The organism is Streptomyces sp. BoleA5, assembly GCF_000373665.1.
Lineage (GTDB): Bacteria > Actinomycetota > Actinomycetes > Streptomycetales > Streptomycetaceae > Actinacidiphila.
In genome coordinates this window covers 115,236-133,352 of the sequence record NZ_KB892092.1, presented here as the reverse complement: position 1 = coordinate 133,352, position 18,117 = coordinate 115,236, and the positions used below count along the sequence as shown (strand labels likewise).

Below are 18,117 nucleotides of genomic sequence, written 5' to 3'. Positions count from 1 at the left end.
AAGATCATGGAACTGCACCACGAGTTCGGGGTCCCTGTCCCGGTGGCGGACGCCTGGCGGGCGCTGCTGGACATCGAGCGCGTCGCCCCGTGCATGCCGGGCGCGACGGTGGAGGAGTACGACGGCGAGACCGTCAGGGGCACGGTGAAGGTCAAGGTCGGCCCGGTGACGGTGACGTACCGCGGCACGGCGGTCTTCGAGGAGCGGGACGGTACCGCGCACCGCGTCGTGCTGGCTGCCCGCGGCAAGGAGGTCCGCGGCCAGGGGACGGCGCGCGCGACGGTGACCGGCACGCTGACGGAGAAGGACGGCACGACGGTCGTCTCGGTGACGACCGACCTCGCCGTGACCGGCCGCCCCGCGCAGTTCGGGCGCGGCGTGATGGCGGAGGTAGGCGACCGCATCATCGGCCAGTTCGCCGACTGCCTCGCCGGACGGCTCGCCGCGCCGCAGCCCCCTGCCGGGGGCGAGGACGCCGCGAAGGACGCCGAGGACGCGCCCCTCGTACCGGCGGGCCACGAGGACGAGCCCCTTGACCTGCTCAGGGTCGCGGGCGCCCCGCTCGCCAAACGTGCCGCGGCCGCGGGCCTGGTGGCGGCCGCCGTCGGCGCGGCGGTCGTCGTCTTCCTGCGGCGCCGCAGGCGCTGACGCGTACGGCGGTGGGGGCTTGCTGGCGTGGGGGGGGGTGGGGTGTGGTTGTTGGGCTGTCGCGCCCTCTCGCGCCCGAAGGGCGCGACACGGCGGGACAGCCGAACCACCGGCACAGGCCCCGGCACCGGCACCGGGGCACTGCCCGCGAGCTCAGAAGTTGATCATGTGACCGGCCAGGCCGTGGACCGCCTCCTGGACGGCCTCGCTGAGCGTCGGGTGGCCGTGGACGTTGCGGGCCAGCTCGGCCGCCGTGAGGTCCCATTTCTGCGCGAGCGTCAGCTCCGGCAGCAACTCGGTGACCTCGGGGCCGATCAGGTGACCGCCCAGGATCTCGCCGTACTTCCCGTCGCTGATGAGCTTCACGAAGCCGCTCGCGTCGCCGAGGCCGTGCGCCTTGCCGTTGGCGGTGAAGGGGAACTTGGCCACGCGCACGTCGAAGCCGCGCTCGTGGGCCTGCGCCTCCGTCCACCCGAAGCTGGCGATCTGCGGCTGGCAGAAGGTCACGCGCGGGATCATCACGTAGTCGAGCGACATGGTCTCGGCCTCCGCGATGGTCTCGGCGGCGACCACGCCCATGGCCTCGGCGGCGTGCGCGAGCATCAGTTTCGCGGTGACGTCGCCGATGGCGTAGATGTGCGGGACGCTGGTGCGGCAGAACTCGTCGATGTCGATGGCGCCGCGCTCGGTGAGCCGCACGCCGGTCTGCTCCAGGCCGTAGCCCGAGATCCGCGGCTGGAAGCCGATCGCCTGGAGCACCTTGTCCGCCTGAAGCGTCTGCCGCTGGCCGCCGGTGGTCACCATGACCTTCACCGAGTCGCCGGCGTCGTTGATCGCCTCCACCCGGGTCGAGGTGAGCACGTCGATGCCCAGCTTGCGGTACTGGCGGGAGAGTTCGGCCGAGACCTCCTCGTCCTCCAGCGGCACGATCCGGTCGAGGAACTCCACGAGGGTCACCTTCACCCCGTAGTTGTGCAGGACGTACGCGAACTCCACGCCGATCGCGCCGGCGCCCGCGATGAGCATGCTGCCCGGGAGCGTGTCCGTCATGATCTGCTCCTCGTAGGTCACGACCCGCTCGCTGAGCGAGGTGCCGGGGAGCAGCCTGGTGGTGGCGCCGGTGGCGATGATGCAGTGGTCGAAGGTGACGGTCTCGCTGCCGCCGGAGCCCAGCGCGACGTGGAGGGTGTGGTCGCCGGTGAAGGTGCCGTGGCCCTCGAACTTCGTGATGTCGTTCTTCTTCATCAGGAAGTGGACGCCCCTGACGCGGCCGTCGGCGACCTTGCGGCTGCGCGCGAAGGCCTCGCGGTAGTCGAAGTCGACCTCGCCGTTCACCCGGATGCCGAAGGTCTTGGCCTCCTTGGTGAAGATGTGGGCCAGTTCCGCGTTGCGCAGCAGGGCCTTGGAGGGGATGCACCCGACGTTGAGGCAGACCCCGCCCCAGTAGCGCTCCTCGACGATCGCCGTGCGCAGGCCCAGCTGGGCGGCCCTGATGGCGGCGACGTATCCGCCGGGACCCGCGCCCAGGACGACGACGTCGAAGTGTGTGCTCATGCGGCGACCCCCTGGGTGGACCACGGTGCGGATGCTCGGGCGGGCCGGAGTGTCCCTTGGCCCACGATCAGGCCCCGGGGGCGGCCGCGCAACACGGGGGAGTCGGGCACCGCGTCGCATCGGCCGCCCGGTGCGCGTCCGGGACGACGGCGGGTCAGTTGTTCGCCAGGAACTGGCGGGCGAGGGCGTCGCCGACGGAGACCGCCTTGGCGTGGCTCTCGATCGGCGAGACGGAGGAGTTCTTGAAGAGGATGTACGTCACACCGGACTCCGCCCCGCCGGTCTCGGGGTCGGGGTCGATGCCGAGGGCCTGCGCGGTGGCGTAGGAGGCCTCGCCGATGATCGCGGTGGGTCCGGTGTCGCCGACGACCGCGTACTCGACCCGACCGCCGTACACGACGGCGACGACACCGCCGCCCTTGATGCCGGCGCCGCGGTAGTCCCAGGTGCCGCTGGGGCTGGGGACGACGACGTAGGGGAGCGTCTCGGAGTCGAGCGGGCGGCCGTCCGACTGGTGGAAGGCCGTGTCGTCCTGGAACCAGGGGTCGGTGTCCCAGTTGCACCGGGCGGTGACCTGGCCGTCGCAGTCGATGTCCATGTCGGCCTTCCAGAACACGGCGCCGTTGGCCCCGCAGACCGGGACGGTGGCGGTGGTCTCCTCGTCGGTGCGGTACCCGCCGTTGGAGATCTGGCTGCAGCCATTGACCTTGGCCAGCAACTGGGCGGCGGTGACGGAGCCCTCCTGCGGGCTGCGGGGGGAGGTTCCGGCGGGGCCTGCGGCGTCGGCGGCGGGGGTGAGGAGGGCGGCCAGCAGGGTGGCTCCGGCACCGGCGGTGGCCAGTGCGAGGCGCTTGCGCACGAGGGACTCCTTCCGTTAGGAAACTTTCCTAACGCCCATCGTGACATCTTGTCGGGGGCATGCCAAGAGGGCGAAGGTCCCGCCGGGGAAGGACCAGACGATGACCGAAAGACCGAGGGCGCGCCGCCGCGCGCCCCCTACGGTGGGGGGCTGATCCGCATGCCCGGCATGCGGCAGCCGGCCCCAGGAGGTACCACCGTGGCACTGACGACCCGCTCGACCCGAGCGCTCGGAGCGGTCGCGGCGGTGACGCTCGCCGGAGCCGCACTCGCCGCCTGCGGCACGGAGCACATGGTGCAGAACGCCGGTGCCGCCCACTCGGCGCCCTCCGCCCCTGCCGTCGCGTCGCCCGCCACACCCTCCGCGCCGTCGGCGCCCTCGTCCGCACCCGCCACAAAGCCCTCCGCGGGACACGGCACCCCGCCGGGCACGGCCCGCACCCCGGCGGGCACCGGGCACCACGGCCCCGGGCACCACGGCAGCGCGCACCCCGGCCCCGCCGCCGCGGGGACCGGCCGTCCGCAGGCCCCGGCGCACGGCTCGGACGCGCCCCATGGCACCGCGCCCCACGGCACCGCCGTCCGGGCCCCCGACCGCGCCACGGCCGTGACCGCGCGCTCGATCCAGCACGGCGTGGAGGCCCCGGGCAGGTCGGTGGCGCTCACCTTCGACGACGGCCCGGACCCGATGTGGACCCCCAAGGTCCTCGAGGTGCTCGCCCGGCACCACGCCAAGGCCACCTTCTGCGAGATAGGCCCCAACGCCCGGGCCCACCCCGACCTGGTCCGGCGGATCGCCGCCGCGGGCCACCGGCTGTGCGACCACTCCGTCCACCACGACGAGGCGCAGAGCCGCAAGTCGCCGGAGTACAACCGCCACGAGATACTCGACGCCCGCGACGAGATATCCCGCGCCGCCGGCTCCGGCGACGCGCCGCTGTGGTACTACCGTGCCCCGGGCGGCGACTTCTCCCCCGCGATCCGCGCCATCGCCGCCGACCACGGGCTGCGCCCGCTCGGCTGGACGGTCGACTCCGACGACTGGCGCCGCCCCGGCGCGGACGCCATCCTCGCGACCGTGAACCGCGAGCTGAAGCCCGGGGCCATCGTGCTGATGCACGACGGCGGCGGCGACCGGAGCCAGACCGTGCAGGCGCTGGAGACCCTGCTCGAGCGGCTCGACGCGGCCGGCTACACGTACACCTTCCCCCAGCGCTAGGCCGTGTCGTCCTAGACCCGGATCCCGGGACCGCGGTCGTCCCGCGCACCACCAGGGAACGCGGCGCCGCCCTCGATACCCCGCCCGCCCGGCGCCCGGCTCCTGGTCGCCGATGTCTTCGGCGGCAACCCCCGCCTGCCCCGGCCCGGCTGGGGACGCTGCTCGCCGGCCGGGTGCGGGCCCACCGGGAGCCGGGCGAGCGCGCTGCCGCTGCCCGGTGCGGACCCGGCCGTGGTCCGCGGCGAGTTCCCGTAGGTGGACGCCGCCGTTCAGGCCGTCCACAGCCCCCGCCTGCGGCGCTTCGTGGAGTCGGGCGGGGATCCCGGCATCGCCACCGCGTTCGTGGAGGGCCGGAGGGACGTGGCGGCGTACGCGCGGCACGGACCGTGTCTGCCGGACCCCGCCGCGGCGCGTCCGCGCGCGGGGCTGGTCGCGACAGCGGGGGGCCGAGGGCCCCGTCCCGCGTTCTTCTCACGGCCCGTGACGATTCCCTGCACACGGGCTGCGCCGGGGCTCCGGAGGCGGTGTAATGACGACGTGGTCAGCGACGGCGCGAAAGGACGCAGAGGTCGGGCGCTGTCCGCCGAGCTCGCGCTGAAATCGCTCCGATCCGACCTCGGCCGGTCCGCCCGCCTGCGGTCCGTCATCGAACAGGCTCTGGTCTTCACCGGTGCCACCCACGTCGCGGTGTACGCGCCATCGGAGACCGGCGGGCAGTTGTGCCTGGTCGCGTCGGCCGGGGTGCCGCGCATCCTGCACGGGCTGCGCCAGAGCTACGCGACGGACGGCGGTTCCCCCATGGCCGTCGCCGTGCGCCAGGACCGCGTGGTGACCGCGGGGCCCGCGGAGGTCGCCCGGCTGGTGGGGAACGGGGCGTCGGAGACGCCGGAGGTCTCGCTGACCGCCCTGCCGCTGCGGGCGGACCACGTGTGCGTCGGCTGCCTCGTGGCGGTCACCGACCAGCCCGGCGGCTTCGACGCCGAGGACCGGCGGAGTCTCGAACTGTTCGCCACGGCGATCGGCCATCCCGGTCCCGCGCCCGGCGACGTGTGCGCCGACACCGATCCGGTGGCCGGGGCGGAGTCCCGGGCCACCGGGTTCACCCTCGACATGGACACCGGCTGGATCAACGTCGGCGACGACGTGCTCGCCCTGTTCGGCCTGGAACCCGCCGCCTTCGACGGCCGGGTGGAGACCCTGCTCGCGCTGACCGTCCCCGAGGACCTGCCCGCGCTGATGTCGGTGGTGGAGGCCGGGCACATGGCCACCGGCGACCGCGAGCTGGAGTTCCGCATCCGTCGGCCCTCCGGGGAACTGCGCTGGCTGCGGCTGCGCGGGCGGGTGCTGTTCGCCCCGGACGGCCGTCCCGTACGGCTGCTGGGCACGGTCGGCGACGCCTCGCGGATGCGGGCCGGGGTCAACGACGTGGGCCGGGTGCAGCAGCTCGCCGCCGACCTGGCCAACGCCGCGACGGTGCGCGAGGTCAGCACGGTGGTGGTGACCTCGCTGCGCCGCCCGCTGAACGCCGACCGGATCGCGCTCGCCGAACTGGAGAGCGACCGGCTGGTGGTCACCGTCCTCGATCCGGCGGACCCATCGGCGTGGCCGGAGGTGTGGCGCACCGAATGGCGTTCCGAATGGCCCGACGCGCCGACCCGGGCCATGCCCACGCTGGCGACCGCGCTCCGCGAGGGCCGGGTCGGCTTCTGGCCGGCCGGGGCACCGCTGGAGTCCACGCTGGCCGGGGTCGGGCCCGGCGGCCTCGCGGTGCTGCCGCTGCCCGCGGCCGGCCGCGTCGTCGGATGCTGCATCATCGGCTGGGACGAGCCCCACGAGTTCGGCGCGGACGAACGGGCCGTGCTGACCGCCGCGGCCGGCCTGGTCGGCCAGGCGCTGGTGCGCGTGAGGGCCTTCGACGCCGAGCACGAACTGGTGGGCACCCTCCAGCGCACCCTGCTGCCGCGCCGGCTCCCGGTGCTGCCGGGCGGTGTCGCGGTCGCCCGGTACCTGCCGACGACCGGTGGGCTCGAGGTCGGCGGCGACTGGTACGACGTCATACCCCTGCACGACCACCACGTCGCCCTGGTCATCGGCGACGTCCAGGGCCACAACGCCGGGGCGGCCACGCTCATGGGCCAGATGCGCACCGCGATCCGGGCGTACGCCGTGGAGGGCCACTCCCCCGACGTCGTCGTCTCGCACGCCAACCGCCTGCTCGTGGGCATGGAGACCGACCTCTTCGCGACCTGCTGCTACGTCAGCATCGACATGGAGGAGGGCAGCGCCTGGTGCGTGCGCGCCGGCCACCTGCCCCCGGTGCTGCGGCTGCCCGACGGCAGCACCCGGACCGTGGAGGGCGACGGCGGGCCCCCGCTGGGTGTCGTCGACGACGCGGACTTCCCGCTGATCCCGCTGCGGCTGCAGATCGGCACCGTCCTCGCGCTCACCACGGACGGCCTGGTGGAGTCGGCCGAACTCCCCCTGGACGAGGGCATGCAGAGGATGTCGCGCGAGCTGTCCGAGACCGACCCCTCCCACCTGGGCCGCATGGCCGACGCCCTGCTCAGCGCCGCCACCCGCAGCGACGACGTGGCGCTGCTGCTCATGCGCTACGACGGCATGACCGTCAAGCCCGTACGCGAGAGCTGGACGGTGTGGCGGCTCCCCGACGCCGCCTCGCACGCCCGCCGCTTCACCGCCCGCACCCTGCGCGCGTGGGGGCTCGGCGAGGCGGCCGACACGGTGCTGCTCGTCGTCTCGGAGCTGGTCACCAACGCCCTGGTGCACACCGAGGGCCAGGTCCGGCTCGATCTCACCCTCACCGGCGACCGGCTGCGGATCGCGGTCGGCGACGCCTCGCCGCGGACGCCGGTCAAACCGGCGATCATCAACTGGCACGACACCGGCGGCCGCGGCATCCTCCTCGTCGACGCCATGTCCGCCGCCTGGGGCACGATGCCGCTCAGCGGCGGCAAGCAGGTGTGGTGCGAGGTCCCCGTGCACCCCCCGCACACCGGCCCCGCCGGCTGAGGCCTCGCCCGCCCGCGCACGGATCCGGCCCCGCCGCAAGGCGTCCCCCGGCCGTTCCGCGCGGCTCTGGGCCCGCGCCCACGAAACCGCCGAACGGGGGCCGGGACGGAGCCTGTTCGGGCCCCCGCGGGACGGTGCCTCAACCGTGACCTGCAGCACCTCTTCCCGACATGCCGACCAGTCGGTATCGTGCGGCCACCCCGGGGCACCGACGCCCGGGGCGTACCGGCCGAACCTTGCCCGTCCCTCCACCGCGCCCGAACACCCTGGCCACACAAGCCGCTTGGAGACCGCGCGATGACGTACCACGGCGACACCCGGCACCACTGGCAACCACCGCCACCGGCTGCGGCACCTCCACGGCCACCGGTGCGGCCCACCGCGGCCGGTCCCGGCGCTCAGCGCGCTCGGCTGCTTCGTGGTCCTCCTCCCGCTCTCCGTCCTCGCGCGGGACGCGATGGGAGCGCGGATCGCCGGAGAACCCGCGCCGGGCGCCCTGACGGGCCTGTCACAGCTCGCCGCCACCTTCGCCGCGATCCGCCGGCACGAGCGCAGCGCGCGGCGGTCGGTGGACCCGCCGGCGCGGCGCGTACGGCAGCTGATCGGGACGGCCGGCGGAGCCGCCCGGTGAACCGGTTCGCGGCCGGACACGACTCGGGGACGCTGAGCGCCGTCCCCCTCTTCGTCAGGTTCCTGGTGACCCGCCCGCTGCTGGGCGTCTTCGCCGGGCCGGAACGGGACGACCTCGCGGAGTTCTGCACCGGGTACCGCACCCTCGCCCCGTTCAGGAACGGACCGGCCGTCGCCGGCGGCCGCGTCACCGCCGCGGCCGTCCTCGGCACCACCGGCGTCATCGTCCTCGCCGACCGGCTGGGCAGCCGCTACGTCCGGCGGCGCCGGGACGGGACGGCCGCCGGGAGCGGGCGGCACCACGAGGTGGACGAGGCGCGGCCGCTCGCGGGCGCCGGCTAGCCGAACTCCTCGTCACCGGGGGCTTGTCAGCGCCTCGGGCGGGGGTCACCCTCAGTCGGAACCGAATCCGATTCTGATTCGGTCCGAGCTGGGAGGAGCCCTCCCGAACGGCAGGCCACCGCGTGCGGGAGGCCCGGCGCGCCGTCCCGCACGACCCCGCGCCGAGCCGGCGGGCGGCCGGGCGACCGGGCCGTCCGCGCGATCACTCCCCCGACCCCCGACCCCTCACCCCTCTCGTCCCTCCCGTCCCGTACCACCCCCGCCGAACTCCCAAGGAAGGGTGACTGGTGGAAAGCCTCCTGCGCATCGACGGACTCGAGGTCTCCTTCGGAGGCCTGTCCGCGCTCGATGCGGTGTCCCTGTCGGTCCGGCCGGGCGAAGTGCTCGGCGTCATCGGCCCCAACGGGGCCGGAAAGACGACCCTGTTCAACGCCGTGTGCGGCTTCGTGCGCCCGGCCGCCGGGACGCTGTACTGGCAGGACCGGGCACTGCCCTGGCCCCGCCCGCACCAGCTGGCCCGGCTCGGCATCGCCAGGACCCTGCAGGGCCTGGGGCTGTTCCCCCGGCTCACCGTGCTGGAGAACGTCATGGTCGGGGCGACCCGGCACGCCCGGGCGGGCTTCGCCTCCGCGCTGCTGGGCCTGCCCCGTTCCGACCGCGACGAGCGGCTGCTGCGCCACCGTTCGCTGGCCGTCCTGCGGGAGCTCGGCGCGGAGGACGCCGCCGGCCGGCTCCCCGGCGAACTCCCCTACGGGGTGCAGAAGCAGGTCGCGCTCGCCCGGGCGCTGGTCGGCGAGCCGCGGCTGCTGCTGCTCGACGAGCCGGCCTCGGGGCTGTCCGAGGACGGCATGCGCGGACTGGGCGAGGTCATCTCCGGGCTGCGCGAACGGATGGCGGTGATCCTCGTCGAGCACCACATGGACCTCGTCATGCGGGTCTGCGACCGCGTCCTCGTCCTCGACTTCGGAAAGGTCATCGCCTACGGCACCCCGGACGAGGTGCGCGACGACCCGCTGGTGACCGAGGCGTACCTCGGCGACGAGGTCACCGAGAGGACACCGGCGCCGGCCGACACCGCGGCGCCGGGGGCGCCCGAGGCGCGAGAGGAGTCCTCCCGTGCTTGAGGTCCGTGAACTCGCCGTCTCCTACGGCATGGTGCGGGCCCTGGACGAGGTGTCCCTCACCGTGGACCAGGGCAGCATCACCGCCGTGCTGGGCGCCAACGGCGCCGGCAAGACCACGCTCCTGCGCACCGTCAACGGACTCGTCCGGCCCCGCTCCGGCAGCGTGCTGCTCGACGGCGCCGACATCACCCGGCTGCCCGTGGAGGAGGTCGTGCGGCTGGGCCTGGCCCATGTGCCGGAGGGCCGCGGGGTCATCACCGAACTGACCGTCCAGGACAACCTCCGGCTCGGTGTCCTGTGGCGGAACCGGCGCGAGCGCAGGGCGCTGCAGTCCACCGGTCTGGAGGAGGTGTACGCCCTCTTCCCCGCGCTGGCCGAGCGGCGCGCACGGCTCGCGGAGACGCTCTCCGGCGGCGAACGGCAGATGCTGGCCATCGGCAGGGCGCTGATGACCCGGCCGCGGCTGCTGCTGCTCGACGAGCCGTCGCTGGGGCTCGCTCCCCGGGTCACCGCGCAGATCCTCGCGGTCCTGCGGGAGTTGCGGGAGCGGCAGGGGCTCACCGTGCTCCTGGTGGAGCAGAACGCGCGCAGCGCCCTGTCCGTCGCGGACCACGGCGTCGTGCTGAACCTGGGGCGGGTGGTCGCGTCCGACGCGGCCGCGAGCCTCGCCACCGCGGACGACCTCCGCCACGCCTATCTGGGGTTCTGACATGTACTTCATCAATCTGACACTGGGCGGGGTGAGCAGCGGCATCGTCTACGCGGCGGTCGCGCTGGCCCTGGTGCTCATCTGGCGGGCGACCCGGATCGTCAACTTCGCCCAGGGCGGCATGCTGATGATCACGACCTTCGTCGCGCTCGGCGTGATCCACGCGACGGGTTCGTACTGGCTCGGGCTGCTGGCCGCCCTCGCCTCGGGGTTCGTCCTGGGAGCGGTCGTGGAACGGGTGCTGGTCCGCCCGATCGAGAACGGGCCGCCGATGAACGCGGTGATCGTCACCCTCGGCCTGCTGCTGTTCCTGCAGGCGGTGGCCGGGATGGTGTGGGGCGGCACGCCGCGTTCCTTCCCGCCGCTGCTGGGCATCAAGGGCTTCGCGGTGGGCGACGCACGGTTGCTGCTGTCGCCCTCGGACCTGTTCGTCATCGGGGCCGTGCTCGTGGTGATGGCGCTGCTCGTGCTGCTCTTCCGGGTCACCCCGGTGGGGCTGCGGATGCGGGCGGCGGCGTTCTCCCCCGAGGTGGCCCGGATGTTCGGGGTGCGGGTCGGACGGGTGCTCACGCTGGGCTGGGCGCTGGCGGGGGCGGTCGGGGCGCTCGCCGGGGTCCTGGTGGCGCCGGCGACCTTCGTCGGTCCCAACCAGTTCGACGCGGTGCTGGTGTTCGGCTTCGCCGCCGCCGTCGTCGGGGGGCTGGACAGCCCGCCCGGTGCGGTGGTCGGCGGGCTCGTGGTCGGGCTCACCCTGTCCTACGTCTCGGGGTACCTGGGGTCCGAGGTCGCGCTGCTGGGCGCGCTGGCGGTGCTGATGACGGTGCTGATGATCAGGCCCAACGGCCTGTTCTCGCGTACCTCCGTGCGACGGGTGTGAGGGGCACATGACCGACACGACCGACACGACCGACACCGCCGAGGACCCGGGGTCCGCGCGCGGGGGCCCGGCGGCCGCGGGCCTGGCGGCCCGGCTGCGGGGTCCGATGGACCGCACCGCGGTACGGCACCTGGTGCCCGCGCTGCTCGGGCTGCTGGTGGTCTGCGGCGTCAGCGCCCTGCTGTCGCCGTACCAGAACCTGGAGGTCGCCACCGTCGCCACGTACGTGTGCGCGGTCGCCGGGCTGACCGTCCTGACGGGGACCAACGGCCAGATCTCGCTGGGCCACGGCGCGCTGATGGCGGTCGGCGCCTACGGGACCGGCCTGTTCCTGACCGAACTGGGCTGGCCGCTGGCCGTCTCGCTGCCGGCGGGGACGGCGGTCACGGCCGCCCTCGGCGCGCTGGTGGGCGCCGCCGCGGCGCGGCTGCAGGGCCCGTACCTCGCCGGCGCGACCCTCACCCTGGCCGTCGGCCTGCCGGCGCTCGCCAACTACCGGCACCTGACCGATCTGCTCGGCGGCGAGAACGGGCTCGTGGTGGACTCGCCCCCGCCGCCCGAGGCGCTGGGACCGTACTTCCCGCTGGAGCGCTGGCAGGCCTGGGTCTGCGTGCTGTGCGCGGTGGTCGTGCTGGTGTTCCTCGCCGACCTCGGGCGCAGCCGTGTCGGCCGGTCGTGGCGGGCGATCCGGGACGACGAGGTCTCCGCTGCGCTGGCCGGCATCCACGTGGCCCGGCTGCGGGTGCTCGCCTTCGTGGTCAGCGCGGCCTGCGCGGGCCTGGGCGGCGGGCTCCTCGCGGTGGTCAGCTCGCTGGCCGCGCCCGGGGCGTTCCCGCTGGCGCTCTCGCTGTCCCTGCTGACGGCGGCGGTGCTCGGCGGCCTCGGCAGCCTGGCGGGCGCCGTGTACGGCTCGGTGCTCCTCGTCCTGCTGCCCAACTGGACGGGGGACGTGGCGGACGCCCTGGAGCTGTCCCGGGGCTTCTACGCGAACCTGCCGCCGGCCCTGTACGGCCTCGCGCTCGTCCTGTCGATGCTCCTGTTCCCGCAAGGGATCCAGGGGGCCCTCATCCGTCTGGTCCGGCGGCTCCGCACCCGGGGCCCCGGTACCTGACCGTCCGCATCCCGTTCCCTCGACCACCGGCACGTCATGTGAAATCCGTTCAAAACCCACCGAATCCGATTCGGTTCCAGGAGGGGTCATGAGAAGAAGTCACCGACAGGGCCTGCGTCTGCGCGGCGGCGCCGCGCTGGCCGTGCTGGCCCTGGTGCTCACCGCCTGTTCGGGCGGCTCGGGCGGCGGTTCCGCCGCACCGGGCGTCACCGAGGACAGCATCGTCATCGGCAGCCACCAGCCGCTCACCGGGCCCGCGGCGCCCGGGTACAGCAACGTCTCGGCGGGCGCCAAGGCGTACTTCGACCACGTCAACGCGGGCGGCGGGGTCAACGGCCGGAAGATCGACTTCCGGTACAAGGACGACGCGTACAACCCGACCCAGACGGTGAAGGTCACCAAGGAACTCGTCCTGGAGGACAAGATCTTCGCCATGATGGGCGGCCTCGGCACGCCGACCCACACCAAGGTGGTCGACTACCTCAACAGCCGCCGTGTGCCGGACCTGTTCGTGTCCTCCGGCTGCCGCTGCTGGGACCAGCCCGACAAGCACCCGCAGACCTTCGGGTGGCAGCCGGACTACCTCGTCGAGGGCAAGATCCTCGGCCAGTACATCAAGGAGAACTTCGCGGGCAAGAAGGTCGCCTACTTCTACCAGGGCGACGACTTCGGCAAGGACGGCGTCGAGGGGCTGGACCAGTACGTCCCCAAGGAGTCGGTGGTCAGCCGGCAGAGCTACCAGCCCGGCGGCACCGACATCGCCCCGCAGGTCACAGCCATCGCCCAGTCCAAGGCGGACGTGGTGGTGCTGTTCACCATCCCGACGTACACCGCGCTGTTCAAGCTCACCTCGCTCAAGCTCCGGTACAACCCGCAGATGGTGGTGACCAACGTCGGTTCCGACCCGACCACCCTGGCGGGACTGCTGCAGTCCTTCGCGAAGCAGGCGGGCGGCACGGCCGACCCGGCGGCGCTCATGGACGGCATCATCACCGACACCTACATGCCGCCCACCAACGACGCCTCCAACAGCTGGATCAAGCTCTTCCGCGGGATCCACGACAAGTACATCCCGAAGCTGCCCTTCGACGGCAACGTCGAGTTCGGGATGTCCATGGCCTACACCTTCGTCCAGGCACTGCAGGGCGCCGGGAAGAACCCCACGCGCGAGTCGCTGGTGAAGGCCGTGGAGAAGGGCGGCTTCACCGGACCCGGGCTGGTGCCTTTCCGGTTCAGCGGGGACTCCCACGCGGGCTACACCGGCGTCCAGATCGGCATCCTGAAGGGCAGCACCGAGGTCGCCCTGCAGGGTACGCCGCTGGTCACGGACTCCGAGCGGGGCGCCATCACGCCGTACACCACGGCGCAGCCGCAGGCCCCGGCCGACGGCATCCCGGCACCCTGAACGACCAGGGGTAGTGTGCTGCCCCTCCAGGCAGTGGGTTCACGGCGCGACGCGACCGTGACGGACGGAAGGTCCCGGGATGGGCGACACACGCGGTGACGAGCTGCTCATCGGCGATCCCGCGGACCTTCCCACGACCGGTGGGGCGTCCGGGCCGGCCCCGGCCCGGACGCCCGGCCGGGCGGCGACCACCCGGCAGTCGCTCCTCAAGGCGGCCCGCGAGGTCTTCGGGGAGTCGGGGTACGCGGCGACCGGCATCGCCGAGGTGGTCCGCCGCGCGGACGCCAGCGTCGGCGGGCTCTACCACCACTTCGACGGCAAGGTGGACCTCTTCCTGGCCCTGTGGGAGGAGTTCCGCACCGCGCAGGCGCAGACCACGGCGCGGGCGGTCGCCCGGCTCCGGGAGACCGGCGAGAGCCGCCCGCGCGCCCTCTTCCTCACCGGCACCCGCGCGTACCTGGAACACACCCGGGCCCGGCGGGAGATGGCCAGGCTCTTCTACACCGGGGACACCCCGCCGGGCTTCGACCTGCTCGGCCGGCAGAACCTCAGGACCTGGATCAGCCACAACGCGACCCTGCTCGGCATCACCCACGAACGGCCGGGCGACCGCGCCCTGCTGATCGCGCTCACGACGACGATCGCCGAGATCGGGCGGGAGCTCGTCGTCTGCGACGACGCCCGCGAGGCCGCGGACCTGACCGACACCGCCCTGGAACTCATCGGCAGGCTCTGCGACTTCGGGCTGTCCGGCGCAGAGGGCGACGCCGCCGGCCGGGCCCGTCCGGCCACCGCCTGAGCCCGTCCTGGCCCCGGCCCCCGGCGCCCGCGGACCGCGGGATCACCCCTGCTCACGGGGCGAAAGGCCCCGCTCAAGCTCAGGGCTGAACATTACCTCCGGTAAATCTGCACACCGCACACGCGGGCGACATACGGCCGCACGTCCGTACGGGACACCTCCCGGCAGTGTGCGCGGTTTGATCCGGAGTGCCCGGTTCCGCAGCCCCGGGGAGATCCGCGAGTGTGAAGGAATTGCCGCCGGAAAGTGGGAAACGCACCACACCGGTGAAGTCGCGAATCCGAACCAAATTCGAACACACCCGTCGCCAATTGGCCGTCCCAGCTGCTCCCATGCTTGTATCCCGTGCCGTGGCGAAGAGGTTGCCCCCCTGATGATTCGCCACATGAAATGTGTTCACACGAAGGGAAACCCCCCATGGACTTCACCTCCCAGGTTGAGACCCGCGAGATCTCCGACGCGGACCTGGACAACGTCTCCGGCGGTCTCGTGGGCGGCCTCGTGGCCAACGCCACCGGCACCGTCGAGTCGATCGCCCCGGTCGCCGGCACCGTGTCCGGTGTCGTCGGCACGGTCGAGGGCATCTCCGGCGTCAACACCGGCGCCGTGACCGGCCTGGCCACCGGCCTGATCGCGGGTCTCTGACACTGATGGATCCGCGGGTCCCGGATGCCTCCCTTCCGGGACCCGCGGACGCCATTGCGGCCTTGTGCCCCGATGGCGAGGCATGCGGCTGAGGGAAGAGTTCCGTGCAGTTTCGCCAAAAGGCCCTTGCCAAGCTCCAATCACCGGAAGCGCTCGACCTCCCGGTGCGTTTTGCGCGCCCGCAGGGCCGTGTCGTGCTGGCCGTCGCCATTCTTGTGATCGCCGCCGCGAGTTCCTGGGCGGTAAACGGTTCCGTGTCCTCGAAATTGAGCGTGCCGGGAATTATCGGCTACGGGCAGGGCAGTTACGTCCTGCAGAGTCCGGTCGCCGGCCAGGTCACCCGGGTCCTCGCCGAGGAAGGGCAGCGCCTGCCCGCCGACGCCCCTCTGCTCAACGTCCGTACGGCGCGCGGCGACACCGTCGTCCGCACCGTGGCGGCGGGCCGGGTCACCGCCCTGGTGGCCTCGATCGGCACCGTCGTCACCGTCGGCGCGGACGTGGCGGCCGTCGAACGCGTCGCCCGCACCGGCGACCCTCTCGTCGCGACCCTCTACGTCCCGGCGACCGGCGCCTCCTCGGTACCGGTGGGCGCCGCGGTGGACCTCGCCGTCGAGTCCGCGCCCCAGGCCCGGTACGGGGTGCTGCGTGGCCATGTGCAGACCGTCGGCCGCACCTCGCGCACCGCCCGGCAGATCGCCGCGGACCTCGGCGACCCGCAACTCGCGGCGCAACTCACCCGCGCGGGACGCCCGGTGGCCGTCGTCGTGAGGCTCGACGCCTCCTCCTCCACCCCGACCGGATATCGCTGGTCCAAGGGCGACGGTCCCGCCTACGAGCTGGACTCGATGACCCTGGCCACCGGCGCCGTCCACCTGGCCGCACAGCGCCCGATCGATTGGCTGCTCCCTTGACCGCGCCGACCGCCCGGCCCCAGCAGCGGCCGCTGCCGCCCGCCGGCCGCCGCAGACACCGTCCCGAGCCCGCGCGCGCCCGCCGGCAGCGTCCGCGCAGCAGGCCGCGCACCGTCCGCACGCCGACGGTGCTGCAGATGGAGGCGGTGGAGTGCGGGGCGGCCTCCCTGGCGATGGTGCTCGGCCACTACGGCCGACACGTGCCGCTGGAGGAACTGCGCATCGCCTGCGGCGTCTCCCGCGACGGCTCCCGCGCCAGCAACCTGCTCAAGGCCGCCCGCGGCTACGGCCTGCAGGCCAAGGGCATGCAGATGGAGACCGCGGCCCTCGCCGATGTTCAGGCGCCGGCCATCCTTTTCTGGGAGTTCAACCACTACGTCGTCTACGACGGCACGGGCCGCCGCCTCGGCCGGCGCGGCGTCCACGTCAACGACCCCGACAAGGGGCGGCGTTTCGTGCCGGTGGAGGACTTCGACACCAGCTTCACCGGTGTCGTGCTGACCTTCGAGCCGGGCCCGGACTTCCACCGCGGCGGCCGCAGGCCCGGCGTCCTCGGCGCCCTTCCGGCCCGGCTGCGCGGCACCAGCGGCACCATGCTCGCCGCGCTGGTGGCCAGCCTCCTGCTGGTCGCGGTCGGGGCGGCGCTGCCCGCGCTCAGCCGCACCTACATCGACCTGTTCCTGATCGGCGACCAGACCTCCCTGCTGGGCGTGCTGTTCGCGTCGATGGCCGTCCTGGTGGCGCTCACCGCCGCGCTCACCGCGGTCCAGCAGTCCAACCTGCTGCGCGGCCGCATCATCTCCTCCACCCTCGGCAGCGCCCGCTTCCTTCGCCACCTGCTGCGGCTGCCGGTCACCTTCTTCACCCAGCGCAGCCCGGCCGACCTCGTACAGCGCCTGCAGTCCAACGACGCGGTCGCCGAGACCCTCGCCCGCGACCTGGCCGCGGCGGCCGTCGACGGCGTCGTCGTCGTGCTCTACGCGCTGCTGATGTGGACGTACGACCCCCAGCTCACCGTCCTCGGGGTGGGGATCGCCCTGCTCAACGCCGTCGCCATGCGCCTGGTGACCCGGCTGCGCGCCACCCGGACGCAGAAACTGCGCGCCGACAGCGCCCGGCTCACCAACACCTCGTACACCGGCCTGCAGTTGATCGAGACGATGAAGGCCACCGGCGGCGAGAACGGCTACTTCCGCCGCTGGGCCGGGCAGCACGCCTCCACCTTGGAGGAGCAGCAGCGGCTCGGCGTGCCCAGCGCCTGGCTGTCCGTCGTCGCCCCGACGCTCGCCACGCTCAACAGCGCGCTCATCCTGTGGATCGGCGGGCTGCGGGCGGTGGAGGGGCACATCTCGATCGGTCTGCTCGTCGCCTTCCAGGCCCTGGTCACCCGGTTCACCGCGCCCATCACCCGGCTCAACGGCGTCGCCGGCCGCATCCAGGACTTCGCCGCCGACGTGGTGCGGCTCAAGGACGTCGAGAACTTCCCCGTGGACTCGCTGTACGCCCGTCCCGAGTCCGGGGCGAGCAACCGCCGTCTGAAGGGCCACGTCACGCTGGAGGACGTCACCTTCGGCTACAGCCCCCTCGACAAGCCGCTGCTGTCCGGGTTCTCGCTCTCCGTCGCCCCCGGCCGCCAGGTCGCGCTCGTCGGCGGCTCGGGCAGCGGCAAGTCCACCGTCTCCCGGCTCATCGCGGGGCTCTACAGCCCCTGGGAGGGCGCGATCCGCATCGACGGGACGCGTCTGGAGGACATCCCGCGCGGGGCCCTGGCCGCGTCCGTCTCCTTCGTCGACCAGGACGTCTTCCTCTTCGAGGGCACGGTGCGCGACAACGTGGCGCTGTGGGACCCCTCCATTCCCGACGGCGACGTGGAGGCCGCCCTGCGCGACGCCTGCCTGTACGAGGTGGTCGCGCGGCGCCCCGGCGGCCTCCACAGCCGCGTCGAGCAGGACGGCCGCAACTTCTCCGGCGGGCAGCGGCAGCGGCTGGAGATCGCCCGGGCCCTGGTCCGGCGGCCCAGCGTGCTGGTGCTCGACGAGGTGACCAGCGCCCTCGACGCGGAGACCGAGCAGGCCATCATCGACAACCTGCGGCGCCGCGGCTGCGCCTGCGTGGTGATCGCGCACCGGCTCAGCACGGTGCGCGACAGCGACGAGATCGTGGTCCTCGACCACGGCACGGTCGTCGAGCGCGGGCGCCACGAGGAACTCATCGCGGCGGGCGGCGCGTACGCCGCCCTGGTCAAGGAGCACTGA

At 73.4% G+C, this 18,117-nt stretch carries 16 protein-coding genes; 14 read left to right on the top strand and 2 right to left on the bottom strand.

The features are described from left to right. The first annotated feature begins 6 nt into the window (after positions 1-6). Positions 7-648, top strand: coding sequence for an SRPBCC family protein (locus B085_RS0108035; RefSeq protein WP_018558058.1), 642 nt, complete (start codon positions 7-9; stop codon positions 646-648). A gap of 153 nt (positions 649-801) precedes the next feature. Here the strand turns inward: B085_RS0108035 and lpdA are convergent, their stop codons facing one another. Together lpdA and B085_RS0108025 are read right to left on the bottom strand one after the other, a co-directional pair. Beyond that, positions 802-2,202, bottom strand: coding sequence for a dihydrolipoyl dehydrogenase (lpdA, locus tag B085_RS0108030; protein ID WP_018558057.1), 1,401 nt, complete (start codon positions 2,200-2,202; stop codon positions 802-804). A 154-nt stretch (positions 2,203-2,356) separates the two neighbouring features. Then, positions 2,357-3,061 (bottom strand): glycoside hydrolase family 75 protein, encoded by a 705-nt coding sequence (locus B085_RS0108025; RefSeq protein WP_018558056.1) that lies wholly within the window; start codon positions 3,059-3,061, stop codon positions 2,357-2,359. Positions 3,062-3,259: 198 nt separating this feature from the next. On the opposite strand from B085_RS0108025, the gene B085_RS0108020 reads away from it, so the two are divergent. The 13 genes from B085_RS0108020 to B085_RS0107960 all read left to right on the top strand — a co-directional run bounded on the left by B085_RS0108020 (position 3,260) and on the right by B085_RS0107960 (position 18,117). Beyond that, positions 3,260-4,279 (top strand): polysaccharide deacetylase family protein, encoded by a 1,020-nt coding sequence (locus B085_RS0108020; protein WP_018558055.1) that lies wholly within the window; start codon positions 3,260-3,262, stop codon positions 4,277-4,279. Positions 4,280-4,816: 537 nt separating this feature from the next. Continuing rightward, positions 4,817-7,309 carry a SpoIIE family protein phosphatase gene (locus tag B085_RS0108015; protein ID WP_018558054.1) on the top strand — a complete coding sequence of 831 codons (2,493 nt, stop codon included), beginning with the start codon at positions 4,817-4,819 and terminating at the stop codon, positions 7,307-7,309. A gap of 346 nt (positions 7,310-7,655) precedes the next feature. After that, on the top strand, positions 7,656-7,940 hold the full coding sequence (locus B085_RS41710) for a DUF485 domain-containing protein (protein WP_420706585.1): 285 nt from the start codon (positions 7,656-7,658) through the stop codon (positions 7,938-7,940). Next, positions 7,937-8,281, top strand: a complete 345-nt coding sequence (locus B085_RS51620; protein ID WP_018558052.1) for a hypothetical protein — start codon at positions 7,937-7,939, stop codon at positions 8,279-8,281. Before B085_RS41710 ends, B085_RS51620 begins: the two co-directional genes overlap by 4 nt. Before the next feature lie 287 nt (positions 8,282-8,568). Further along, the gene (locus tag B085_RS0108000) at positions 8,569-9,405 is read left to right on the top strand and encodes an ABC transporter ATP-binding protein (protein WP_018558051.1); all 837 of its coding nucleotides are present in this window, start codon (positions 8,569-8,571) and stop codon (positions 9,403-9,405) included. Further along, positions 9,398-10,114: an ABC transporter ATP-binding protein gene (locus B085_RS0107995; protein ID WP_018558050.1), complete on the top strand. Its 717-nt coding sequence runs from the start codon at positions 9,398-9,400 to the stop codon at positions 10,112-10,114. The genes B085_RS0108000 and B085_RS0107995 overlap by 8 nt, the downstream gene beginning before the upstream one ends. Position 10,115: 1 nt before the next feature. Continuing rightward, on the top strand, positions 10,116-10,991 hold the full coding sequence (locus B085_RS0107990; protein ID WP_018558049.1) for a branched-chain amino acid ABC transporter permease: 876 nt from the start codon (positions 10,116-10,118) through the stop codon (positions 10,989-10,991). A 7-nt stretch (positions 10,992-10,998) separates the two neighbouring features. Further along, positions 10,999-12,102 carry a branched-chain amino acid ABC transporter permease gene (locus B085_RS0107985; protein ID WP_018558048.1) on the top strand — a complete coding sequence of 368 codons (1,104 nt, stop codon included), beginning with the start codon at positions 10,999-11,001 and terminating at the stop codon, positions 12,100-12,102. A gap of 88 nt (positions 12,103-12,190) precedes the next feature. After that, a complete protein-coding gene (locus B085_RS0107980; protein WP_018558047.1) occupies positions 12,191-13,507 on the top strand; it encodes an ABC transporter substrate-binding protein in 1,317 nt (438 codons plus the stop codon). 79 nt (positions 13,508-13,586) lie between these two features. Continuing rightward, the gene (locus tag B085_RS41705; protein WP_018558046.1) at positions 13,587-14,306 is read left to right on the top strand and encodes a TetR/AcrR family transcriptional regulator; all 720 of its coding nucleotides are present in this window, start codon (positions 13,587-13,589) and stop codon (positions 14,304-14,306) included. Between the two features lie 417 nt (positions 14,307-14,723). After that, positions 14,724-14,951: a hypothetical protein gene (locus tag B085_RS0107970; RefSeq protein WP_018558045.1), complete on the top strand. Its 228-nt coding sequence runs from the start codon at positions 14,724-14,726 to the stop codon at positions 14,949-14,951. A 104-nt stretch (positions 14,952-15,055) separates the two neighbouring features. Next, positions 15,056-15,862 (top strand): HlyD family efflux transporter periplasmic adaptor subunit, encoded by an 807-nt coding sequence (locus B085_RS0107965; protein WP_026250788.1) that lies wholly within the window; start codon positions 15,056-15,058, stop codon positions 15,860-15,862. Beyond that, on the top strand, positions 15,859-18,117 hold the full coding sequence (locus B085_RS0107960) for an NHLP family bacteriocin export ABC transporter peptidase/permease/ATPase subunit (protein WP_018558043.1): 2,259 nt from the start codon (positions 15,859-15,861) through the stop codon (positions 18,115-18,117). The genes B085_RS0107965 and B085_RS0107960 overlap by 4 nt, the downstream gene beginning before the upstream one ends.

Coding starts and splice junctions, on each gene's coding strand:
- B085_RS0108035 (WP_018558058.1), top strand. CDS start 7: ATGGAACTGCACCACGAGTTCGGGGTCCCTGTCCCGGTGGCGGACGCC.
- B085_RS0107990 (WP_018558049.1), top strand. CDS start 10,116: ATGTACTTCATCAATCTGACACTGGGCGGGGTGAGCAGCGGCATCGTC.
- B085_RS0107970 (WP_018558045.1), top strand. CDS start 14,724: ATGGACTTCACCTCCCAGGTTGAGACCCGCGAGATCTCCGACGCGGAC.
- lpdA (WP_018558057.1), bottom strand. CDS start 2,202: ATGAGCACACACTTCGACGTCGTCGTCCTGGGCGCGGGTCCCGGCGGA.
- B085_RS0107980 (WP_018558047.1), top strand. CDS start 12,191: ATGAGAAGAAGTCACCGACAGGGCCTGCGTCTGCGCGGCGGCGCCGCG.
- B085_RS41705 (WP_018558046.1), top strand. CDS start 13,587: ATGGGCGACACACGCGGTGACGAGCTGCTCATCGGCGATCCCGCGGAC.
- B085_RS0107985 (WP_018558048.1), top strand. CDS start 10,999: ATGACCGACACGACCGACACGACCGACACCGCCGAGGACCCGGGGTCC.